This window comes from Alterinioella sp. B-7 (assembly GCF_056857775.1).
In genome coordinates this window covers 41,649-60,975 of record NZ_JBSXNT010000020.1, presented here as the reverse complement: position 1 = coordinate 60,975, position 19,327 = coordinate 41,649, and the positions used below count along the sequence as shown (strand labels likewise).

At 66.3% G+C, this 19,327-nt stretch carries 19 protein-coding genes; 6 read left to right on the top strand and 13 right to left on the bottom strand.

Annotated elements, in window-relative coordinates; all coding sequences use genetic code 11:
• Positions 1-83: 83 nt before the first annotated feature.
• From rpsI to AC13C7_RS02695, 3 genes are all read right to left on the bottom strand, one after another.
• Positions 84-581, bottom strand: coding sequence for a 30S ribosomal protein S9 (gene rpsI / locus AC13C7_RS02705; RefSeq protein WP_172317723.1), 498 nt, complete (start codon positions 579-581; stop codon positions 84-86).
• Between the two features lies 1 nt (position 582).
• Positions 583-1,044 carry a 50S ribosomal protein L13 gene (rplM, locus tag AC13C7_RS02700; RefSeq protein WP_172317721.1) on the bottom strand — a complete coding sequence of 154 codons (462 nt, stop codon included), beginning with the start codon at positions 1,042-1,044 and terminating at the stop codon, positions 583-585.
• A 192-nt stretch (positions 1,045-1,236) separates the two neighbouring features.
• Positions 1,237-2,541, bottom strand: coding sequence for an N-acetylmuramoyl-L-alanine amidase (locus AC13C7_RS02695; RefSeq protein ID WP_482866526.1), 1,305 nt, complete (start codon positions 2,539-2,541; stop codon positions 1,237-1,239).
• Between the two features lie 77 nt (positions 2,542-2,618).
• Here AC13C7_RS02695 and AC13C7_RS02690 point away from each other — a divergent pair, with 77 nt between their 5' ends.
• Positions 2,619-3,560: a hypothetical protein gene (locus AC13C7_RS02690; protein WP_482866525.1), complete on the top strand. Its 942-nt coding sequence runs from the start codon at positions 2,619-2,621 to the stop codon at positions 3,558-3,560.
• On the opposite strand, the gene AC13C7_RS02685 is transcribed toward AC13C7_RS02690, so the two are convergent.
• The 9 genes from AC13C7_RS02685 to AC13C7_RS02645 form a co-directional block, all read right to left on the bottom strand.
• Positions 3,535-4,689, bottom strand: a complete 1,155-nt coding sequence (locus AC13C7_RS02685) for a pyridoxal phosphate-dependent aminotransferase (protein ID WP_482866524.1) — start codon at positions 4,687-4,689, stop codon at positions 3,535-3,537. The two genes, AC13C7_RS02690 and AC13C7_RS02685, sit on opposite strands and share 26 nt — an antisense overlap.
• Positions 4,690-4,873: 184 nt before the next feature.
• A complete protein-coding gene (locus AC13C7_RS02680) occupies positions 4,874-7,399 on the bottom strand; it encodes an Rne/Rng family ribonuclease (protein ID WP_482866523.1) in 2,526 nt (841 codons plus the stop codon).
• Between the two features lie 716 nt (positions 7,400-8,115).
• A complete protein-coding gene (locus tag AC13C7_RS02675) occupies positions 8,116-9,432 on the bottom strand; it encodes a sigma-54-dependent transcriptional regulator (RefSeq protein WP_172317713.1) in 1,317 nt (438 codons plus the stop codon).
• 18 nt (positions 9,433-9,450) lie between these two features.
• Positions 9,451-11,217, bottom strand: a complete 1,767-nt coding sequence (locus AC13C7_RS02670) for a sensor histidine kinase (RefSeq protein ID WP_172317711.1) — start codon at positions 11,215-11,217, stop codon at positions 9,451-9,453.
• A 40-nt stretch (positions 11,218-11,257) separates the two neighbouring features.
• Entirely contained in the window at positions 11,258-11,926 is a 669-nt protein-coding gene (gene purQ, locus AC13C7_RS02665; RefSeq protein WP_482866522.1) for a phosphoribosylformylglycinamidine synthase subunit PurQ, read from the bottom strand.
• Positions 11,927-11,942: 16 nt separating this feature from the next.
• The gene (locus AC13C7_RS02660) at positions 11,943-12,983 is read right to left on the bottom strand and encodes an alcohol dehydrogenase catalytic domain-containing protein (RefSeq protein WP_482866521.1); all 1,041 of its coding nucleotides are present in this window, start codon (positions 12,981-12,983) and stop codon (positions 11,943-11,945) included.
• Between the two features lie 8 nt (positions 12,984-12,991).
• Entirely contained in the window at positions 12,992-13,222 is a 231-nt protein-coding gene (gene purS, locus AC13C7_RS02655) for a phosphoribosylformylglycinamidine synthase subunit PurS (protein WP_482866520.1), read from the bottom strand.
• 65 nt (positions 13,223-13,287) lie between these two features.
• Positions 13,288-14,049, bottom strand: coding sequence for a phosphoribosylaminoimidazolesuccinocarboxamide synthase (gene purC, locus AC13C7_RS02650; RefSeq protein WP_172317703.1), 762 nt, complete (start codon positions 14,047-14,049; stop codon positions 13,288-13,290).
• 91 nt (positions 14,050-14,140) lie between these two features.
• Positions 14,141-14,752 carry a hypothetical protein gene (locus tag AC13C7_RS02645; protein WP_482866519.1) on the bottom strand — a complete coding sequence of 204 codons (612 nt, stop codon included), beginning with the start codon at positions 14,750-14,752 and terminating at the stop codon, positions 14,141-14,143.
• 174 nt (positions 14,753-14,926) lie between these two features.
• On the opposite strand from AC13C7_RS02645, the gene AC13C7_RS02640 reads away from it, so the two are divergent.
• The 3 genes from AC13C7_RS02640 to AC13C7_RS02630 all read left to right on the top strand — a co-directional run bounded on the left by AC13C7_RS02640 (position 14,927) and on the right by AC13C7_RS02630 (position 16,724).
• Positions 14,927-15,241, top strand: a complete 315-nt coding sequence (locus AC13C7_RS02640; RefSeq protein ID WP_482866518.1) for a DUF1476 domain-containing protein — start codon at positions 14,927-14,929, stop codon at positions 15,239-15,241.
• A 164-nt stretch (positions 15,242-15,405) separates the two neighbouring features.
• The gene (bmt, locus tag AC13C7_RS02635) at positions 15,406-16,422 is read left to right on the top strand and encodes a betaine--homocysteine S-methyltransferase (protein ID WP_446118382.1); all 1,017 of its coding nucleotides are present in this window, start codon (positions 15,406-15,408) and stop codon (positions 16,420-16,422) included.
• A gap of 44 nt (positions 16,423-16,466) precedes the next feature.
• Entirely contained in the window at positions 16,467-16,724 is a 258-nt protein-coding gene (locus AC13C7_RS02630; protein ID WP_172317695.1) for an N-(5'-phosphoribosyl)anthranilate isomerase, read from the top strand.
• 124 nt (positions 16,725-16,848) lie between these two features.
• Here the strand turns inward: AC13C7_RS02630 and AC13C7_RS02625 are convergent, their stop codons facing one another.
• Entirely contained in the window at positions 16,849-17,919 is a 1,071-nt protein-coding gene (locus AC13C7_RS02625; RefSeq protein ID WP_482866517.1) for a PA0069 family radical SAM protein, read from the bottom strand.
• Positions 17,920-18,069: 150 nt separating this feature from the next.
• Here AC13C7_RS02625 and AC13C7_RS02620 point away from each other — a divergent pair, with 150 nt between their 5' ends.
• Positions 18,070-18,774 (top strand): corrinoid protein, encoded by a 705-nt coding sequence (locus AC13C7_RS02620; RefSeq protein ID WP_446117571.1) that lies wholly within the window; start codon positions 18,070-18,072, stop codon positions 18,772-18,774.
• Positions 18,775-18,865: 91 nt separating this feature from the next.
• Positions 18,866-19,324: a paraquat-inducible protein A gene (locus AC13C7_RS02615; protein ID WP_482866516.1), complete on the top strand. Its 459-nt coding sequence runs from the start codon at positions 18,866-18,868 to the stop codon at positions 19,322-19,324.
• Positions 19,325-19,327: the final 3 nt, after the last annotated feature.

Below are 19,327 nucleotides of genomic sequence, written 5' to 3'. Positions count from 1 at the left end.
CTTAACCGCGGGTGACTGCGCACAGGATGCGAAAAGGGCCGCCCTGATGGGACGGCCCTCCTGCAAATTCCTGTCGCCGAACTTCAGCGCTTGGAGAACTGGAAGCTCTTGCGGGCCTTGGCGCGGCCGAACTTCTTGCGTTCCACGACGCGGCTGTCGCGGGTCAGGAAGCCTGCCGCTTTCAGCGCGCCGCGCAGGGACGGCTCGTAGCGCTGCAGCGCGACCGAGATGCCATGCTTGACGGCCCCGGCCTGGCCGGACAGACCGCCGCCCTTGACGGTGGCCATCACGTCGAACTCATCCTCGCGGCCTGCCACGGTGAAAGGCTGGCGCAGGATCATCTGCAGCACGGGGCGCGCGAAATAGGCGTTCATTTCCTTGCCATTGACGGTGACCTTGCCGGAACCCGGCTTGATCCAGACGCGGGCGACCGCATCCTTCCGCTTGCCGGTGGCATAAGACCGGCCCAGGGCGTCGCGCACGGGTTCGCGCGGCTCGGCCATGTCGAGGGTCGCGGGTGCGGCATCGTCGCCGCCGGCCACGGCCTTCAGCTCATCGAGAGAGGTAACGGTTTCGGCCATATCATGCGCTCCGGGTGTTTTTCGGGTTCATGGATGCGACATCCAGAACGGTGGGCGATTGCGCCTCATGCGGATGCTCGGCGCCTGCATAGATGCGCAGGTTGGTCATCTGCTGACGGCTGAGCGGCCCGCCGGGCAGCATGCGCTTGACGGCCTGCATCAGCACGCGTTCGGGATGCGCGCCTTCCAGGATCTGGCCGGTGGTGCGGGACTTGATGCCGCCCGGATAGCCGGTGTGCCAGTAATTGGGCTTGTTGCGCTTGTTGCCGGTCACCTGCACCTTGTCGGCGTTGATGACGATGACATTGTCGCCCATGTCCATATGCGGGGTGAAGGACGGCTTGTGCTTGCCGCGCAGCCGCATGGCGATGACCGAGGCCAGACGGCCCAGAACGACGCCCTCGGCGTCAATCACGATCCAGTCCTTGTCGATATCCGCCGGCGTGGCAGAAAAGGTTTTCATTGTCGTTTCCTCGGGTTTCCGGGGCGGAGCGCGCCGGATGTCAGAAAAAGCAAACAGAGGGCGGGGCCCCCTGTCGTCTGGGCGTCTTTTACTGGATTTCGGCGGCGGGTCAAGTGGGGTTGTTTTGCAAAATTCGTTGGTTTTCAATGCGTTGCGATTGCGGTATTATTTTACCCCATAAGTAATGGCCCCTTATTGCCGCAGCAGGGTCGATTGCACCGCATCCGCCTCGGCCCAGGCCAGCATCGCGTCGCGCAACCCCGCCTGGATCCGCGCCCGCCATGCGGCGTCGCGCAGGTTGTCCAGGTCATCCGAATCCGAGAGGAAGCCAAGCTCCAGCAGCACCGACGGAATGTCGGCGGCCTTCAGGACAGAGAACCCGGCCTCCAGCCGCGGATGGCTGTGTAGGGGCGCCCCGGCTGTGCCGAGACCCGCCACGATCTGGTCGGCAAGCGCGGCCGATCTCGGCGCGGTCTCCGTCCGGGCCAGGTCGATGAGGACGCCCGCGACCTCGTCGTCATTGCCCGCCAGGTCGACGCCCGCCAGCAGGTCGGCGCGGTCATGCGCCTCGGCCAGCGCGGCGGAGGCCTCGTCGCTGGCGGTGTCGGAGAGGGTATAGACGGTGGCCCCGCTGGCGCGCCCTTCGGCCAGCGCGTCGGCATGCAGCGACAGGAAGATGTCGGCCCCGGCGCGGCGCGCGATGGTGACGCGCTCGGGCAGCGACACGAACCAGTCGCCTTCGCGCGTCAGCACCACGTCGAACCGGCCCGATCGCAGCAGCACCTCGCGCAGTTCCAGCGCGAAGATCAGCATCAGTTCGGCCTCGTCCCCGCCATCGCGCTGCGCGCCGGGGTCGACACCGCCATGGCCGGGGTCGAGCGCGACCATGATCAGATCGCCCGCCGTCGACGGCGCGGGGGCAGACAGAACCGCCTCGGGCAGGTTGAGCCCCGCGGGCGGTCCGGCGGCGGCGACAAAGCCCGCGCGGTCGGTCGGATCGAGTTGCAGCCGGACGATGGCAGTGCCGTCCTGCGCGTTGGTGACCATGCCCGCGCGGGTGACGGCCATGGGCGCGGCCAGGGTCAGGACCATCCGCGACCACCCTGCCCCGGCGCCGCCCGTGGCCACGCCGGTGACGGCCTCGGACGCATCGAGCCCATCGGCCAGATCGCCCCAGGCGACCTCGCGGAAATCCAGCACCACGCGGTCCGGCCCCTCCAGCGTGAAGACGCGGTAGGGGACAGCTTGCGTCAGCGCCAGCACCAGTTCCGCGCCATCGCCCTGGTCGATCAGGTGGCTTTGTGCGGCCTCGACCCGCGCCACGGCACGAAAATCCTGCGCCAGGGCGGGCAGGCCGAGAAGAAGTGTCAGGAATAGCGTCGCAACTGCCCGCATCATCGGTCTTCCGCCGAGAATTTCATTGCCGCTGTCATAGCAGAGCGTCCCGCCAATCCCAAGGCTTTGCAGCCCCGCATCGTCGGCAATTTTCACGGGCATGCCCGCCCCCCGCCCGATGCGCGCCCGATTTGGCCCGCAGGCTGCACCCGGAGATTTCCATCACCCCGAGTTGCCCTATGCTGCGTTTCCTGTTTCGCGATATTCCCTACCGGATCCATATCCGCCGCCGGTTGATCCTGACCTCGCTGGCGCTTGTCGGACTTGGCGCCGCGGGCGCGCAACTGGTCGATCCCGCAAGAAACCCCTTCGCCGATCCGCAGGCCCTGCTGGCGCTGCTCTGGGTCTGGGGGGCGGTTCTGGTGCTGAATGCGGTGATCTTTCCGGCTGGCTGGATCGACGCGCTTCTCGGCTCACTGGCGCTGGCGATCCTGATCGTGCCGAGCCCGCTTTTCCTCGACGACCTCGCGGAGGCAAGCAAGGTCACGCAGCCGATGTCACCCCTTGCGGCCCTCCTCAGTGCAATGGCCATCTGGTACGCGCTGTTCTGTGTTCTCGTGCTTGTGTTCTGCAAACTGGGGTCGAAGGTCAAGATGGGCCAGCGCAGACAGCAAGACAGCTTCCGGTCGACGCTCCCGCCCGAGGCGCTGCGTCGGGCCCTCTCCGTCTCTCCCAACCTCGACAACGGCGTGCGCCGCTGCGGCCCGGTCGACTGGACGGGGTGGTTTCCGGTCTCCTTCACGGCGGTCGAACCCGATCCCGACGGGTTCCGGCTCAGCGAAAACACCCATCGTTACAAGGCCAGGATCGTGCGGGACGAGGCCGTTTACAAGCTCGTCGAATACCAGATGGAGATCGAGGGGCGCACCAGCACGGGCCGGGTCGAGGAATGGTTCGAGCCTGACGGGACCGGCACAAGCTACCGGATGCAGGAGATCCATGATCATTTCGACCTGCCGACCGCCCTGTCCTACTGGCTGTGCGATTTCGGCGCAGATCACACCCGCGCCCTGCTGGATGCCGCCCGGGGCCGCGCCTCGCCCGCGATCTTCACCAAGCCGCAGCGCACCGCGACGACCTCGCTGGCGCGGCTCTTCAGCTGGCGGCGCGCGCCGACATGAAGTCTTGCAGCCGCGCCAGCCCCTCCTCGATCTCGGCACTGGCGCGGGCATAGGAAAAGCGCAGCCAATGCGCGCCCCGGACGGGATCGAAATCCAGCCCCGGCGTGACCGCGACGCCGGCCTTGTCCAGGATCTCGGCAGCGAAGGCGAGGCTGTCATCTGTGTGCGCGGAGGCATCGGCATAGACGTAGAACGCCCCGTCGGCGGGCGCGACGTGATCGAAACCCGCCTTGGCAAGCCCCGCCAGCATCAGCGCCCGGTTGGCCGCGTAGATCTCGCGGTGGCGGTCCAGCTCGGTGCGGCCCTCGGGGCTGAGCGCGCCAAGCGCCGCGACCTGCGCGGCATGGGGCGGGCAGATGAAGAGGTTCTGCGCCAGCCGCTCCACCGTGCGGATGTGGTCCTCGGGCACGACCAGCCAGCCGAGCCGCCAGCCGGTCATCGAGAAATACTTGGAGAAGGAGTTGACCACATAGAGGTCATCGGAACATTCCAGCGCCGACACGGCCCGGTCGCGATATTGCAGCCCGTGGTAAATCTCGTCCGATATCAACGAGATACCGCGCGACGTTGACGCATCTACCAACGCGCCCATCGCCGCCTTGTCCAGCATGGTGCCGGAAGGATTGGCCGGTGAGGCCACGATCAGCCCGGCCATGTCGTCGGTCAAATCGTCGGGCGTGGGTTGGAACCGGGAGGTTTCATAGGTCTGGAACCCCACCGGCGCGAGCGACATGGCGCGCAGGATCTGGCGGTAGCTGGGATAGCAGGGCTCGCCCAACCCCACCTTGTCGCCTGCATCGAAGAGCGCCGAGAAGGCCAGGATGAACGCGCCGGAGGCCCCTGCCGTCACCACCACGCGGGCCGGGTCGAGCTCGATCCCGTACCATTCGGCATAGAGCGCCGCGATGCCTGCACGCAGGTCGGGGCGGCCAAGCGCCACCGTGTAGCCAAGCGGTCCTGCCTCCATCTCGGCGGCCAACCGGTCGCGGGCGGCCCCGGGCGCGCCGGTGCCGGGCTGGCCGACCTCCATGTGGATGATGTGGCGGCCTGCCTCTTCGGCGGCACGGGCGGCCTCCATCACGTCCATCACGATGAAGGGATCGACCTGCGATCTGGTTGAAACGCGCATCGTTTTCTCCTTGGTTCCGGGCGAGTTGAACCAGCCCAACCGCTCGGCGTCAATGCGCCTGATCCGCGCTTTGCCCAATGCCGAGGACGCCCTGGTTCTGGTCCGGCAGGGCGACGAGCCGCCCAAATAAAAACGCCCCCGACCATCTGGCCGGGGGCGCCTTTTTTCGTGTCTTGTGGCGATGTCAGCCGAGCGACCACCAGCCGCGCTTCTTCGGGCGGTCGGGATCGTCCGCCGGGGTCTCTTCGGCCATGGCGGGCTCGGGCGTGCGCTCGGGCTCCGGTTCGGGCTGCTCCGGGGTCTCCTCGGCGCCTTGCGCCTCCTCGACCGGGGCGGCCTCCTCGGGCACAGGCTGCGGAGCCTCTTCGACCGCGGTCTCGGCGGGGGCCTCCTCGGGCTGCGCCTCCTCGGCGGGGGCTTCCTCGACCGGTTTCTTCTTGGCCCGGCTGGCGCGCTTGCGCTTGGGCTTCGGGGCCTCTTCCTCGGCAGGCGTTTCCGCCACCGGTGCATCGGCGGGCGCCTCTGCCTCGGCCGCAGGGGCCTCTATCACTTCGGCGTCGGGCTTCGCCGCGTCATCGGATGTCGCCGCCTCCGCGGTGCCGTTATCCCCATAGCCATTCTCGGTATTGCCGTTCTCGCCATTGCCGGTGTCGGATTTCCGGCGCCCGCGTCCGCCCCGTCTGCGGCGGCGCTTTTTCTTGGGGGCCTCGTCGCCGGCATTGGCGGCAATCTCGGCAGGCGAGTCCACGACCGGAGCGCTGTCCTCGTCGGAGGCCTCGTCTGCGACCTCCTCCATCAGCGCGCTGTCCATCGAGATCACGGGGGCCTCGGCCTGCACACGCCGGGTGGCGGTCTTGAACTTCTCGATCTTGTAATCGGGCGAGACCAGCATCGGATCACCCTCGACCCGGATCGACAGGCCATAGCGCGCCTCGATCGCGGCGAGGTATTCGCGCTTGGTGTTCATGATGAAGTTCAGGATACCGATCGGCACCGTCAACAGAACCTCGCGCGAGCGGCGGCGCGTGCCTTCCTCTTCCAGCTGGCGCAGGATCGACAGCGCCAGGCTGTCATCCGAGCGCACGATGCCGGTGCCGTGGCAGGCGTGGCAGGGCTGCGTCGTTGCCTCCAGCATGCCGGGGCGCAGGCGCTGGCGGCTCATCTCCAGCAGGCCGAAGCCCGAGATGCGACCGACCTGGATCCGGGCGCGGTCCGATTTCAGCTTGTCCTTCAGGCGTTTCTCGACGGCGGCATTGTTGCGCCGCTCGTCCATGTCGATGTAGTCGATCACGATCAGACCGGCGAGGTCGCGCAGGCGCAACTGGCGGGCGATCTCATCCGACGCCTCCAGATTGGTCTTCGTCGCGGTATCCTCGATCGAGCCTTCCTTGGTGGAACGACCGGAGTTCACGTCGATGGCGATCAGCGCCTCAGTGACGCCGATGACGATGTAACCGCCCGATTTCAGCTGCACCGTGGGGTTGAACATGTCGGCCAGGTAGCCCTCAACCTGGTGGCGCGCGAAGAGCGGCATCTGGTCGGTATACTGCTTCACGTTCTTGGCGTGGGACGGCATGATCATCTTCATGAAGTTCTTGGCATGGCGGTAGCCCGCCTCGCCTTCGACCAGAACCTCGTCGATGTCGCGGTTGTAGAGGTCGCGGATCGAGCGGTGGATCAGGTCGCCTTCCTGGTAGATCGCCGCGGGCGCGATGGATTTCAGCGTCAGGTCGCGGACCTGTTCCCATTGCCGTTGCAGGTATTCATAGTCGCGCTTGATCTCGGTCTTGGTGCGTTTCGCCCCCGCCGTGCGGATGATGAGGCCCGCGCCCTGCGGCACCTCCAGCGAATTGGCGATATCCTTCAGCTTCTTGCGATCCGCCGCAGTGGTGATCTTGCGGGAGATGCCGCCGCCGCGCGCGGTGTTGGGCATCAGGACGCAGTAACGCCCGGCCAGGCTGAGATAGGTGGTCAGCGCCGCGCCCTTGTTGCCGCGTTCTTCCTTGACGACCTGCACCAGCATGACCTGGCGGACCTTCACGACCTCCTGGATCTTGTAGCGGCGCGGGCGCGGTTTGCGCACCGGGCGGATATCCTCCTGGTCGTCATCATCGGCGACGGTCGAGATATTGGGATCCTTCGCCTCGTCGGCGGGCTTGGCGGTGTCGTCGCCGTTATCGTCGCTCTCGTCGCCGATCAGCTCGGGGCCGCCCTCATCCGCGTCCAGATCGACCACGTCCATCGAGGAGGGTGTGGCGGATGCGTCCTCGGCGTCGCCGCTGGTGACGGCGTCGTCATTGCTGTCGGCGGCGACGGTTTCATTCGCCGTCCCGGCCTGCGCATCCGCGGGTTTCTTGCGGCGGCGGCGGCTGCGTTTGGGCTTGGCGTCGGCATCGGCCTCGGCCGCGGCCTGCGCCTCGGCATAGGCGCGTTCCTCGGCCAGGAGCGCCTCACGGTCGGCGGTCGGGATCTGGTAGTAATCGGGGTGAATCTCGGAAAAGGCGAGGAACCCGTGGCGATTGCCGCCGTAATCCACGAAGGCGGCCTGCAACGAGGGTTCGACCCGCGTGATCTTCGCCAGATAGATATTTCCTGCCAGTTGCCGCTTGTTCAGCGACTCAAAGTCGAATTCCTCAACCTTATTCCCGTCGGCCACGACGACGCGGGTTTCTTCCGCGTGCGTGGCGTCGATAAGCATTTTCTTTGCCATGTGTTCCTTGCGCATGGAGCCACGCTACCGTGCCCCGGGGGGCCGGCATCCGTTGTTCCATGTTGTCCTGAAATGGCGATGGCGGGGGCGCAGTCGGACAGGATGCGGGCCAAGAACCCGTCATGCCATCCCTCAATCCTGCGCTCGCGTTGCATCGCGGTTTATCTCCGATGGCGGGGTGTCGTGCCCACCATCCGTTTGCAAGCCCCGGCCCTGCCGGGACAATCCTGTCGGGCCCGGTCGATTGCGGGGGCCCTCGTGACCTTCCCGAAATCCGCGCCGCGTCGTCTTGGGACGCGCGCCGGAAGACGGTTCGGAAATCTGTTGATGCGGTCCGGGCGTCCGGCCCATTGCCGCGTCTACAACATTAAGGGCAAGTTCGGGGCGATTACAATGGCAATTCGACACCAGACCCCGTTGCACCGGCCCACGATCATGGCGCCGTAGGGGGCGTTGCCCCCGCCGCCCTATGGGCGCCTCCCCCAGGATATTTTCGGAACAAAGAAGCCGTTAAGGTTAACCGCCGCCGCCGTTAACCGGAACGCAACATTTCAAACCTATACCAAAGGCACGGTACAGGCGGGGACGCCGATGACCGTGAACGAAGAAGACCCCTGATGCGGGCGCTGGCCCGGATCAGGGGTTGTTCCGCCCCTCTTCTTTGTTCTCAAAATATCCTCGCCGAAGGCTCCCGCCCCCGCGTCAGACGCGACGCTTCAAAGATAATCCGAACGGCTGAGCCCGTATTTCGCCATCTTCTCGTTCAGGGTCCGGCGCGGCAGGCTCAGCTCCTCCATCACATTGGCGATGGAGCCACGGTGCCGCCGCATGGTGTTGTCGATCAGCATCCGCTCGAACGCCTCGACATATTCCTTGAGCGGCTTGCCCTCGCCGACCTGTTGCTGGCCCACCTCCTCGCCATCGTTCATCAGAAGCGAGGCGATCGAGCCCGAGCCCCGCCTCTGTTGCAAGATGGCGCGTTCGGCGATGTTGATCAGTTGGCGCACATTGCCGGGCCAGGGGGCCTGCAGGAGCTGCGCGGCCTCCTGCGCGGTGACCTGCGGGGCCTCGGTGCCGTATTCCTCGGCGAACTGTTCCCCGAAACGGTTGAAGAGGGTCAGGATGTCCTCGCCGCGCGCGCGCAGCGGCGGCAGGTCGATGCGCATCGCGGCCAGGCGATAGAAGAGATCGGGGCGCAGGCTGGCCTCGCAGCTTTCGGGTTCCGCCGCGTTGCAGATCGCCACGACGCGGGTCTCGGCCGGGTTGCCCATGTCGTTGATCAGGGTCAGGAGGCGCGCCTGCAACGCCTGCGGCAGCGCCTCGACCCCCTCCAGCAGCAGCGAGCCACCGCGCGCCTGTTCGACCAGCGGCAGATCCTGCCCCTCGCCCACCGGCCCGAACAGCATGGCGGACAGCGCGCTTTCCTCATGCGCGGCGCAGGCCACCGAGACCAGCGGCTTGCCCGCGCGCGGCCCCACCGCGTGCAGCGCATGGGCCACCAGCGATTTGCCGGTCCCGGTCTCGCCGGTGATCAGTACATGGCCATCGGCCTGTCCGAGGTCCAGGATATCCTCGCGCAGCCGCTCCATCACCGGCGAGGAGCCGATCAGCTTGCGCATCAGCACGGTGCCATCGCTGAGCTCGCGGCGCAGCGCGCGGTTGTCCAGCGTCAGGCGCCGTGTCTGGCCCGCGCGCTTGGCAAGCTCGGTCATGCGGTCGGGATTGAACGGCTTTTCCAGGAAGTCATAGGCCCCGAGGCGCATCGCCTCGACCGCCATCGGCACGTCGCCATGGCCGGTGATCATGATCACGGGCAGGCTGCTATCCATCCCCATCAACCGCTTGAGGAAGGCGATCCCGTCCATGCCGGGCATCTTGATGTCGCTGACGACGACGCCGGAATAATCCGGCCCGATCTGCTTGAGCGCCTCTTCCGCGCTGGCATAGGTCTCGGTCTCGAAGCCGCTGAGGGCCAGCCATTGGCTGATCGACTGGCGCATGTCCTGTTCGTCGTCGATGATCGCGATTCTCATGGTCTTTTCCCTACCTGCTCATTGCGCCGCGGCCTGGCTTTGATCGGCGCGCGGCAGGCGGACCTCGAACACCGCGCCGCCATCCTCGCCGTTGCGCGCCGTCAGCCGTCCGCCCAGATCCTTCACGATGCCCGAGGATATCGCGAGGCCGAGCCCCACGCCATCACCGGGTTTCTTGGTCGTGTAGAAGGGCTCGAACAGCGCGTCCAGATCGTCAATGCCGCGCCCGTTGTCGCGCACCGTCAAAACCACCTCGTCGCCCTCGGCGATGATCAGGTCCAGTTCGCGATGCGCCTCGCCCTTCATCGCATCCAGCGCATTGCGCAACAGGTTGATGATCACCTGTTCCAGCCGCAGCCGGTCGGCCAGCACCATCACGGGTTCTCGCGGCATGGTCTGGGTGATCTCGACCGTCATCTGGCGCAGTTGCGGCTCCATCATGGTCAGCGACGCGGCGAGAGAGTCGCGCAGATCGACGGGCGCGAACGCCTCGGCCCCCTTTCTTGCATAGGATTTGAGCTGCCGCGTGATCGCGTTCATCCGGTCAAGAAGGTCGTCGATGCGCTGGAACGAGGACAGCGCCTCCTCGGGCCGTCTGCGTTGCAAAAGCAGCCGCGCGCCCGCCAGGTAGGTTTTCATCGCGGCCAGCGGCTGGTTCAACTCGTGGCTGACGGCGGCCGACATCTCGCCCATCGCGGCCAGTTTGGAGCTTTGCGCCAGGCTCGCCTCGGCCTCCTCCAGCGTCTTCTCAACCCGTTGACGTTCGGCGATTTCCCGCTGCAAGCGATTGTTGAGGCGGCGAAGCTCCGCCGATTCGCGCTGGAAGATCACCGTCTGCATCCGCGCCCGGCGGCTCAACACATAGAAGGCGCCCGCCAGAGCCAACGCGAATCCCATGATCTCCAGCGCCAGCACCCCGTTGACGCGTTCGCGCACCGAGGCGAAGGCGGTGAACGAGACCAGTTTCCAGCCTCGAAACGGAATCCGGCTTTCCAGCCGCAGCGTCGAATTGCCGGAAAAGAACGGCCCCGGCGTGGTGAAGGCCCAATCCCCCGTCGCCTCGATCACGCGCTGGATGGCCGAGGGGGGCGATTGCACGGCCATCGCGCCCTCCTCCTCCAGCCCGCGCCAGCGCGGTTCGGTCGACAAGATGATGGTGCCTTCCGAATTGGCCACGAAGACCGCTTCGGAGGTGCCGCGCCAGCGATCCTCCAGGCGGCCCAGATCGACCTTGACCAGGATCACGCCGACCAGTTGATTGTCGGCCTCGATGCGGCGCGCGAAGGTGAACTCGAAGGCGCCGGTTTCCAGCTCGCTGGTGGTGAAGACCGTGTCATTGGTGCGCAGCGCCTGCACGAAATAAGGCTCGTTGCGGTGCAATTCGCCAATCTGGGGCCGGTCGGTCGCGGCCACCACGCGCCCCTCGCGATCCAGCAGCGTCAGGGACGCGGCCCCGATCTCCTCGCGGTAGGAGATCAGTTGCTGCGAGGTGCGGCTGAAATCCCCGATGGCCAGCGCGCGGGTCAGCGTCGGATCGCGCGACAAGAGCAGCGGCACCACCGAATTTCGCTGCAATTCCGAGATGATGGAGCCGGAATAGAGCGCCAGGCGCAGTTCCGCCCGGTTGCGGGTGCTTTCGGTGAACCGCTCGGTCAGCCAGATGTTCGAGACCCAGACGACCCCGCCCGCGATGGCCAGGAACAATACCATGACCCCACGCAAAATCCATGCGCGCCGCCCTGTCGAGGATCGCGGGGCAACGATGGGGCCAGACGGCTGGTTCATGGCGTGATGTTAGTGGCTTGGCCCATCCGGCTCAAGCCCGTCAGGCCTCGGCCAGCGCATCGACCAATCCGGCAAAGAGCGCCCGCCCGTCGGTGCCGCCGACGCGGGCGTCAACCACACGCTCGGGATGCGGCATCATCCCCAGCACGCGCCGGTTTTCCGACAGGATCCCGGCGATGTCGTCAACCGATCCGTTGGGATTGGCCCGGTAGCGGAAGGCCACGCGGTCCTGGTCCTTGAGCGCGGCCAGCCCCTCGGCGTCGATCACGTAATTGCCGTCATGATGGGCCAGCGGGATGGAGATCTCGGCGCCTTCGCCATAGCCACGGGTAAAGATGCTGTCGCCGGTCGCGACCGTCAGCGCTTGCATCTTGCAGGTGAATTTCAGCCCCGCATTGCGCATCAGCGCGCCGGGCAGGAGGCCGGTTTCGCACAGCACCTGGAAGCCGTTGCAGATGCCGATCGCATAGCCGCCCCGGTGCACGTGATCCGCGACCGCCTTCATGACGGGGGACCGCCCCGCGATGGCCCCGCAGCGCAGGTAATCGCCGAAGGAAAACCCGCCGGGAATACCGATGATATCGACGTCTTCGGGCAGCGTGCTGTCTTTGTGCCAGACCTCGGTCACGTCGCATCCGGCGGCGCGGAAGGCATCGCTCAGGTCACGGTCGCAATTGGAGCCGGGAAAGGTGATGACGGCGGCTTTCATGGGGCGGGATCCTTGTCTAGCGTGTGAAATCCGTGATGACGGCAATCCCCGGCGGGGCGGGGCCGTCGAAGGCGGCCAGTTCGGTTGTGACATCCGACAGCGTGACACGCCGCGCGATCATCGGCGACAGGTCCAGTCCGCCCGAGATCAGCGACAGCAGGGACGGATAGCGCCAGGCGGGCATTCCGCGCGTGCCATAGATGGCCAACTGGCCGGAATAGACCACGTCCCAGGGCAGCCTCATCGCGGCGTGGTCGCCCGCAGGCATCCCGACCTGCACCATGCGACCCAGTTTGCGAAGGCATTTCAAAGCGTTGATCGTGGTGGGTGCAATGCCGAGCGCCTCGACAGCCAGGTCGGCCCCGCCGCCCGTGATCTCGCGGAGCTCCCCCACCGGATCGGCCCCGCCCGCGTGCACGGCGACATCAATGCCCAGGCTCAGCGCGTGGTCCAGCTTCTCCTGCACCAGGTCGGCCACCACCACCCGCGCGCCGAGGGCCTTGCCGATCAGCGCCGCCGCCAGACCGACCCCGCCCGCGCCCCAGACGGCCAGCCATTCGCCGGGCCGCAACGCGGCACGCCCCGTCAGCGCGTGCCAGGCCGTCGTGACGCGGCAGCCGAGGGCTGCGGCAAGCGCGGGATCCATCCCCTCGGGCAGCGCGGTCAGGTTCACATCGGCGCGCGGCACGGCGATCTGCTCGGCAAAGGCCCCCGGCGCGGTGAACCCCGGCACCACCTGATCGGCGCAGATCGTCTGATTGCCCGCCTGGCAATCGGCACAGCCGCCGCAGGCCAGGATGAAGGGCGCGATGACCCGGTCGCCCACCCGCCAGCGCGTCACATCCGCGCCCACGGCGCGCACCACGCCGCAATATTCATGGCCGCCCACCTGCGGCAGGGACACATCCGGATCGGCCCCGACCCAGACATGCCAGTCCGAGCGGCAGATGCCGCAGGCCAGAACCTCCAGCACCACGCCATCGCGCGGGCAGTCGGGATCGGGCAGATCACTGATCTCCAGGTCCGACCGATAACCTGTCAGAAGCGCCGCCTTCATCGCGGACCTCAGCCCATCTCGATGCGGTAGCTTTCGATCACCGTGTTGGCGAGCAGCTTCTCGCACATCTCGGTCACCTCGGCCTCCGACGTTCCCTCGGCCAGGTCCAGCGCGATCACCTTGCCCTGGCGCACGCCCTCGACGCCGCCAAAGCCGAGGCTGCCAAGCGCGTGGCGCACCGCCTCGCCCTGCGGGTCCAGAACCCCCTGTTTCAGCATCACGGTCACGGTCGCACGCATCACCCTGCCCCCATCTTCTTGGTCCAAATACTCAAAATCCCCTGCCAAACCCCGGGCGCGGAGCTTCAGTTGATCAGCGTCGGCTTCGTCACCGGGCCGTTATTCGTGGGCAGCACGCCCAACCGCCGCGCCACTTCCGTGTAGGCGTCGGCCAGGTCGCCCAGGTCGCGGCGGAACACGTCCTTGTCCAGCTTGCGGCCCGTCTCGATATCCCACAGGCGGCAGCTGTCGGGGCTGATCTCGTCGGCCACGATGAGGCGCATGAAATCGCCGTCATAGACCCGGCCGACCTCGATCTTGAAATCGACCAGCCTGATGCCCACGCCCAACATCAGCCCGGACATGAAATCGTTGACCCTGAGCGCCAGCGCCACGATGTCGTCAAGGTCCTGCTGGCTCGCCCATCCGAAGGCGATGATATATTCCTCGGGCACCAGCGGGTCGCCCAGGTCGTCGTTCTTGTAGGAAAACTCGATGATCGGGCGCGGCAGTTGCGTGCCCTCCTCCAGCCCCAGGCGCTTGGCCATGGACCCGGCGGCAAAGTTACGCACGATGACCTCCAGCGGGATGATCTCGACCGCGCGGATCAGTTGTTCGCGCATGTTCAGGCGGCGGATGAAATGGGTGGGCACGCCAATGTTGTTCAGCCCGGTCATGAAATATTCCGACAGGCGGTTGTTCAGCACCCCCTTGCCTTCGATCACGTCGCGCTTTTCGGCATTGAACGCGGTCGCGTCATCCTTGAAATACTGCACCAGGGTGCCGGGTTCCGGGCCTTCGTACAGGGTCTTGGCCTTGCCTTCATAGACCTTCTTGCGCCGTGCCATATGCTGCTTACTCCGAATCCCCGAGGGTCCGCCAAGGCGGGTCATCGCGCGTATACGCCGACACTGGCGGAAAGGAAAGCGGGGGCGGGGTCTACTCCGCCGCGAAGCCCCAGAAGCCATGGCGTCCGGTGCCGACGGCGATAACACCGGCATAGGAATGAAAACCGCTCTCGGCGCTGAGGTTCAGAAACGGTTCGTCGTTGAGCAGCAGCTCCGCCCGCCCGTCCAGGAACCGGACCGCCAGCACATCGGTGCCATCGCCACGCCCGACGGGGTCGTCAGCGTCGGCAAAGATCGGCTCCATCCCGTCCTCATCGCGCAACAGGACCATCGGGTTGTTTTCATGATCCAGCAGGAAGGCGGCATAGGTCGAGGTCTCGACATTGAAATCGAAGATCAGCCCCGCCGCCGCCAGCCCCTGCCCGTCATCGTTGCGGACATAGATATTGGCCTGGACGCGGCCGTTGCCGACATCGCCGATCACGTTGCCGCGATAATAACGGATCGCGCCGGGATCGGTCCGGTTCTCCAGCACGTACCAGCCCTCCTGCTCATAGCCCTGCCAGGTGTCATCCTGGAACGGCGCCATGTCCAGCGGGGCCAGGTATTGCCCGGTGCCGATCTCCGAGAACGTGTCTTGCGCGAATGTGGCGGTTGCGCCTGCGACAAGACAGGCGGCGATGAGGGGGAAATGGCGGATCATGGGACCGTCCTGGAGCTGTGAAAACCTTGTCAATCAAAGTCCCGCCAGAGTAATGCCGGGCCCGCGATTCGATCCAGCAGGAAACCTCCGGGCCAAGTCGGCACTTGAATGCGCCCCCGCTTGCCGATTATTTGGAAGGCAACGCAGCCCATGCCCGCAAGGAGAGCCCCCAAGATGACCACCTTCGATGACCGCGAGAACGCGTTCGAGAACAAATTCGCCCATGACGCCGAAATGGTCTTCAAGGCCGAGGCGCGGCGCAACAAGCTGGTCGGTCTCTGGGCCGCCGATCTGTTGGGCAAATCCGGCGACGAGGCCAATGCCTACGCGATCGAGGTCGTGAAATCCGATTTCGAGGAAGCGGGCCACGAGGATGTCGTGCGCAAGCTCAAGGGCGATCTGGGCGACAAGGCCAGCGACGAGCAGATCCGCGCCAAGATGGCCGAGCTGATGATCGAGGCCAAGCGCCAGATCATGAAGGAAGCCTGACCGGGCGACTGTGCCCGCAAGGTGATCGGATGCCGCCTCGGGGCGGCATTCTGCATCCCGGTCCGCGCCTCATGATCATTATGCGCAATATGAACTTGCCCCGCGCGCATTGAGCGATCACACCCGGCAGCGACGCTGCCCCAAGCAAGAAGGCCCTACTGCGCATGTCCGACCTCCTGTCCCGACTGCTTGACACCCGCGCGTGGCTGATGGCCGACGGGGCCACCGGCACGACGCTGTTCAACATGGGGCTATCTTCCGGCGACTCGCCCGAGATCTGGAACACCGATCATCCCGACCGGGTGGCAACGCTCTACCAGGGCGCGGTCGATGCGGGCTCCGACATCTTCCTGACCAACAGTTTCGGCGGCACCGCCGCGCGGCTCAAGCTGCATGACGCGCAAGACAGGGTGTTCGAGCTGAACGAGGCCGCCGCCGGGATCGGGCGCGAGGTGGCCGACAAGGCCGGGCGCGACGTGGTGGTCGCGGGCTCGATGGGGCCCACCGGCGAAATCATGGAGCCGATGGGCAGCCTGACCTATAAGGGCGCGGTCGAGATGTTCCACGAACAGGCCGAGGGGCTGAAGGCGGGCGGGGCCGATGTGCTCTGGGTCGAGACGATCTCGGCCGCCGAGGAATACAAGGCCGCCGCCGAGGCCGCGCGCCTGGCCGAGATGCCCTGGTGCGGCACGATGAGCTTCGACACGGCGGGCCGCACCATGATGGGGCTGACCTCGGCCGATATGGCGACGATGGTGGACGGGCTGGCGCATAAGCCGCTGGCCTATGGCGCGAATTGCGGGGTCGGCGCGTCGGACCTGTTGCGCACCGCGCTCGGTTTTCGCGCCTCGGGCGTCGAGATCCCGATCATCGCCAAGGGCAATGCGGGCATTCCGAAATATGTCGATGGCCACATCCACTATGACGGCACGCCCGATCTGATGGCGCAATACGCGGTGCTGGCCCGCGATTGCGGCGCGCGCATCATCGGCGGCTGCTGCGGCACCCAGACCGAGCATCTGCGCCGGATGCGCAAGGCGCTGGAAGACACGCCCCCCGGCCCCGCCCCGACCCTGGACAAGATCGCGGCAACGCTTGGCGCGTTTTCCTCCGACAGCGACGGCACCGACGGGGCAGGCCCGACCCGCGCCCGGACCAGCCGCCGCCGCGCGCGGGGCTGAGAGATTCACCGGATATTGACCGAGGCGACGGCAATGTTGCCCTCATGCGAGACATATTTGCCCCACCTCCGCGCCGCTCGAAACCCGATGTCATCGACCCCGAGATCTGGGTTACGCATCTTTTCTCGTCCCGCGCCGCCGCGGAAGGCGGTGTCGTGCGCCGCAAGGCCCGCGATGTGGAGCGGATCGTCGGGTGGGAGGTGTTCACCAGCGAGATCAAGCGGCGCGGCTACCGCGCGGTTCTCAATGGCGGGCAGGTGGTCGTCTTCTGCAACGCCGAACCCGTGCGCATCCTCGAATGACGGGGGCCTGACTTTTCGAAAAGGCAGGCCAAGGCCTTCGAAGGCCTTGAGCCCCCCACCAACGCGCGCAATCCGATCTCTTCGAAGAGATCGGCAAGAGCCTTCGAAGGCTCTTGCCCCACCCTCAGAACAGGCTCAACTGATCGCCACGCACCAGCGGCACCGCGAACAAGTCGCATCTGAGCGGCGGCAGTTCCTTTGCCAGCCCATGCGCCCGACGCGCCCGCGCGAACCGCTTTTGCAGCAGGTCTGCATAGACGCCGGTCCCCGTCATCCGCGTGCCGTATTCGCTGCTGTATGCCTTGCCGCCCTGCATCTCGCGCACCCGCGCCATGACGCGGCCCGCGCGGTCCGGCATATGCGTCTCCAGCCACTCGCGGAACAGTGGCCCGACCTCGAGCGGCAGGCGCAGCGTGATCATGCTGGCCGCCCTCGCCCCCGCCTCGGCGCCGGCCTGCACCAGCCGCTCGATCTCGTGATCGGTCAGGCCGGGGATGATCGGCGAGGCCATGAGCCGGACCGGAATCCCCGCTGCCGCCAGCCGCTCGATCACCTTGAGGCGACGCGCGGGCGCGGGCACGCGCGGCTCCATCTTGCGCGACAGTTCGGGGTCCAGCGTCGTGACCGAGATGCCGACCTTGGCCAGCCCGTCGGCGGCCATTTCCGCCAGCAATCCGATATCGCGCTCGACCAGAACGCCCTTGGTGACGATGCCGACCGGATGGCGGAACTCCTGCAACACCTCCAGGATGCCGCGCATGACGCCCAGATCGCGCTCGATCGGCTGATAGGGGTCGGTTTTGGTGCCGATGGCGATCGGCGCGACCTTGTAGCCGCGCCGCGACAGCTCCTGCCGGAGCACCTCGGGTGCCTCGGGCCGCGCCACCAGTCGCGTCTCGAAATCCAGCCCCGGCGACAGCCCCAGATAGGCATGGGTGGGCCGTGCGAAACAGTAGATGCAGCCATGTTCGCAGCCCCGGAACGGGTTGATCGAGCGGTCAAATCCCAGGTCGGGCGAGGCGTTGCGCGTGATCACGCGGCGCGGCCTCTCGGCCCGTGTTTCCGTGCGCAGCGTCACCGCCTCCTCGGTCCGCGGCCAGCCGTCATCGACCGCCTCCGCTGTCAGCGGCTCGAACCGGCCCGGCGGGTTCGAACCCGCCCCGCGCCCGCGCACTATCTTGTCGTTTCGCTGCATTGCGCCATTCTGGAACGAAACCGGAACATATGCAAGCCAAGGTCGGTCCCGACATGAACCAAGTCGCAATCCGGCGCGTCAGGTTCGGGGCCAGACGCCAAAGATCACCCAATCGCCACCCCCATGCCGAAGCCAGGGAGTTTCCGACCCATGTCCGATGAAGATGAAATCATCCTGTCCGAGCTCGACGACGAAGAGCTTGTGCAGCAGATGTTCGACGACCTCTATGACGGCCTCAAGGAAGAGATCGAGGAAGGCGTCAACATCCTTCTGGACCGCGGCTGGGAGCCCTACCGCATCCTGACCGAGGCGCTGGTCGGCGGCATGACCATCGTCGGCAAGGATTTCCGCGACGGCATCCTCTTCGTGCCCGAGGTGCTGCTGGCCGCCAACGCGATGAAGGGGGGCATGGCGATCCTCAAGCCGCTTCTGATCGAAACCGGCGCGCCGCGCGTGGGCAAGATGGTGATCGGCACCGTCAAGGGCGACATCCACGATATCGGCAAGAACCTGGTCTCGATGATGATGGAGGGCGCGGGCTTCGAGGTGGTGGACCTGGGCATCAACAACGCGGTCGAGAACTACCTCGAGGCGCTGGAGGCCGAGCAGCCCGACATCCTGGGCATGTCGGCCCTTCTGACCACGACCATGCCCTATATGAAGGTCGTGATCGACACCATGATCGAACAGGGCATCCGCGAGGATTATATCGTGCTGGTCGGCGGCGCCCCCCTGAACGAGGAATTCGGAAAGGCCATCGGCGCCGACGCCTATTGCCGCGATGCCGCCGTGGCGGTGGAGACGGCCAAGGATTACGTTGCGCGCAAGCATAACCGGATGGCCGCCGGGGCCTGAGCGCCCCTCACCTTGTTTCGGCATGGCCGGGCGGGGTAAAGGGGGTGCGTATGCCCCCCAGATCCCCGCATGGTGACCCCGGCCCCGCCACATGACCTTGAAGCTGCTCGCCCTCGCCAATCTTGCCCTGCTGGTGCTCTACCCGATCTCCTGGCAGGCGCCCTTGATGCGCGCGGGGCTCCTGCCCTTCTTCGCGCTCGACGAGATCTCGATCCTCTCCGGCATCGCGACGCTCTGGGGCGAGGATATCCTGCTGGCCAGCCTCGTCGCCCTTTTCGCCATCGCCGCCCCGATCGTGAAGACGCTCGGCCTTGTCCTGATCCATTTCGGCCAGGCCCCCTCGCGCCTGCTCACCGGTTTCACCGTGATGGGCAAGTTCGCCATGGCCGATGTGTTCCTGATCGCGCTCTATATCCTGCTGGTAAAGGGCGTGGGGCTTGGCCGGGTCGAGACCGCCTGGGGCCTCTGGCTCTTCACTGCCTGCACGCTCATCTCGCTTGCCATCAGCCTTGCCACGGGCGCACTGGTCAAGCGCGGGCACCTGGGCTAAGCC

Excerpts from the sequence above, each read along its gene's own strand:
- rpsI (WP_172317723.1), bottom strand. The coding sequence starts at position 581 with ATGGCCGAAACCGTTACCTCTCTCGATGAGCTGAAGGCCGTGGCCGGC.
- rplM (WP_172317721.1), bottom strand. The coding sequence starts at position 1,044 with ATGAAAACCTTTTCTGCCACGCCGGCGGATATCGACAAGGACTGGATC.
- AC13C7_RS02695 (WP_482866526.1), bottom strand. The coding sequence starts at position 2,541 with ATGCCCGTGAAAATTGCCGACGATGCGGGGCTGCAAAGCCTTGGGATT.
- AC13C7_RS02690 (WP_482866525.1), top strand. The coding sequence starts at position 2,619 with ATGCTGCGTTTCCTGTTTCGCGATATTCCCTACCGGATCCATATCCGC.
- AC13C7_RS02685 (WP_482866524.1), bottom strand. The coding sequence starts at position 4,689 with ATGCGCGTTTCAACCAGATCGCAGGTCGATCCCTTCATCGTGATGGAC.
- AC13C7_RS02680 (WP_482866523.1), bottom strand. The coding sequence starts at position 7,399 with ATGGCAAAGAAAATGCTTATCGACGCCACGCACGCGGAAGAAACCCGC.
- AC13C7_RS02675 (WP_172317713.1), bottom strand. The coding sequence starts at position 9,432 with ATGAGAATCGCGATCATCGACGACGAACAGGACATGCGCCAGTCGATC.
- AC13C7_RS02670 (WP_172317711.1), bottom strand. The coding sequence starts at position 11,217 with ATGAACCAGCCGTCTGGCCCCATCGTTGCCCCGCGATCCTCGACAGGG.
- purQ (WP_482866522.1), bottom strand. The coding sequence starts at position 11,926 with ATGAAAGCCGCCGTCATCACCTTTCCCGGCTCCAATTGCGACCGTGAC.
- AC13C7_RS02660 (WP_482866521.1), bottom strand. The coding sequence starts at position 12,983 with ATGAAGGCGGCGCTTCTGACAGGTTATCGGTCGGACCTGGAGATCAGT.
- purS (WP_482866520.1), bottom strand. The coding sequence starts at position 13,222 with ATGCGTGCGACCGTGACCGTGATGCTGAAACAGGGGGTTCTGGACCCG.
- purC (WP_172317703.1), bottom strand. The coding sequence starts at position 14,049 with ATGGCACGGCGCAAGAAGGTCTATGAAGGCAAGGCCAAGACCCTGTAC.
- AC13C7_RS02645 (WP_482866519.1), bottom strand. The coding sequence starts at position 14,752 with ATGATCCGCCATTTCCCCCTCATCGCCGCCTGTCTTGTCGCAGGCGCA.
- AC13C7_RS02640 (WP_482866518.1), top strand. The coding sequence starts at position 14,927 with ATGACCACCTTCGATGACCGCGAGAACGCGTTCGAGAACAAATTCGCC.
- bmt (WP_446118382.1), top strand. The coding sequence starts at position 15,406 with ATGTCCGACCTCCTGTCCCGACTGCTTGACACCCGCGCGTGGCTGATG.
- AC13C7_RS02630 (WP_172317695.1), top strand. The coding sequence starts at position 16,467 with ATGCGAGACATATTTGCCCCACCTCCGCGCCGCTCGAAACCCGATGTC.
- AC13C7_RS02625 (WP_482866517.1), bottom strand. The coding sequence starts at position 17,919 with ATGCAGCGAAACGACAAGATAGTGCGCGGGCGCGGGGCGGGTTCGAAC.
- AC13C7_RS02620 (WP_446117571.1), top strand. The coding sequence starts at position 18,070 with ATGTCCGATGAAGATGAAATCATCCTGTCCGAGCTCGACGACGAAGAG.
- AC13C7_RS02615 (WP_482866516.1), top strand. The coding sequence starts at position 18,866 with ATGACCTTGAAGCTGCTCGCCCTCGCCAATCTTGCCCTGCTGGTGCTC.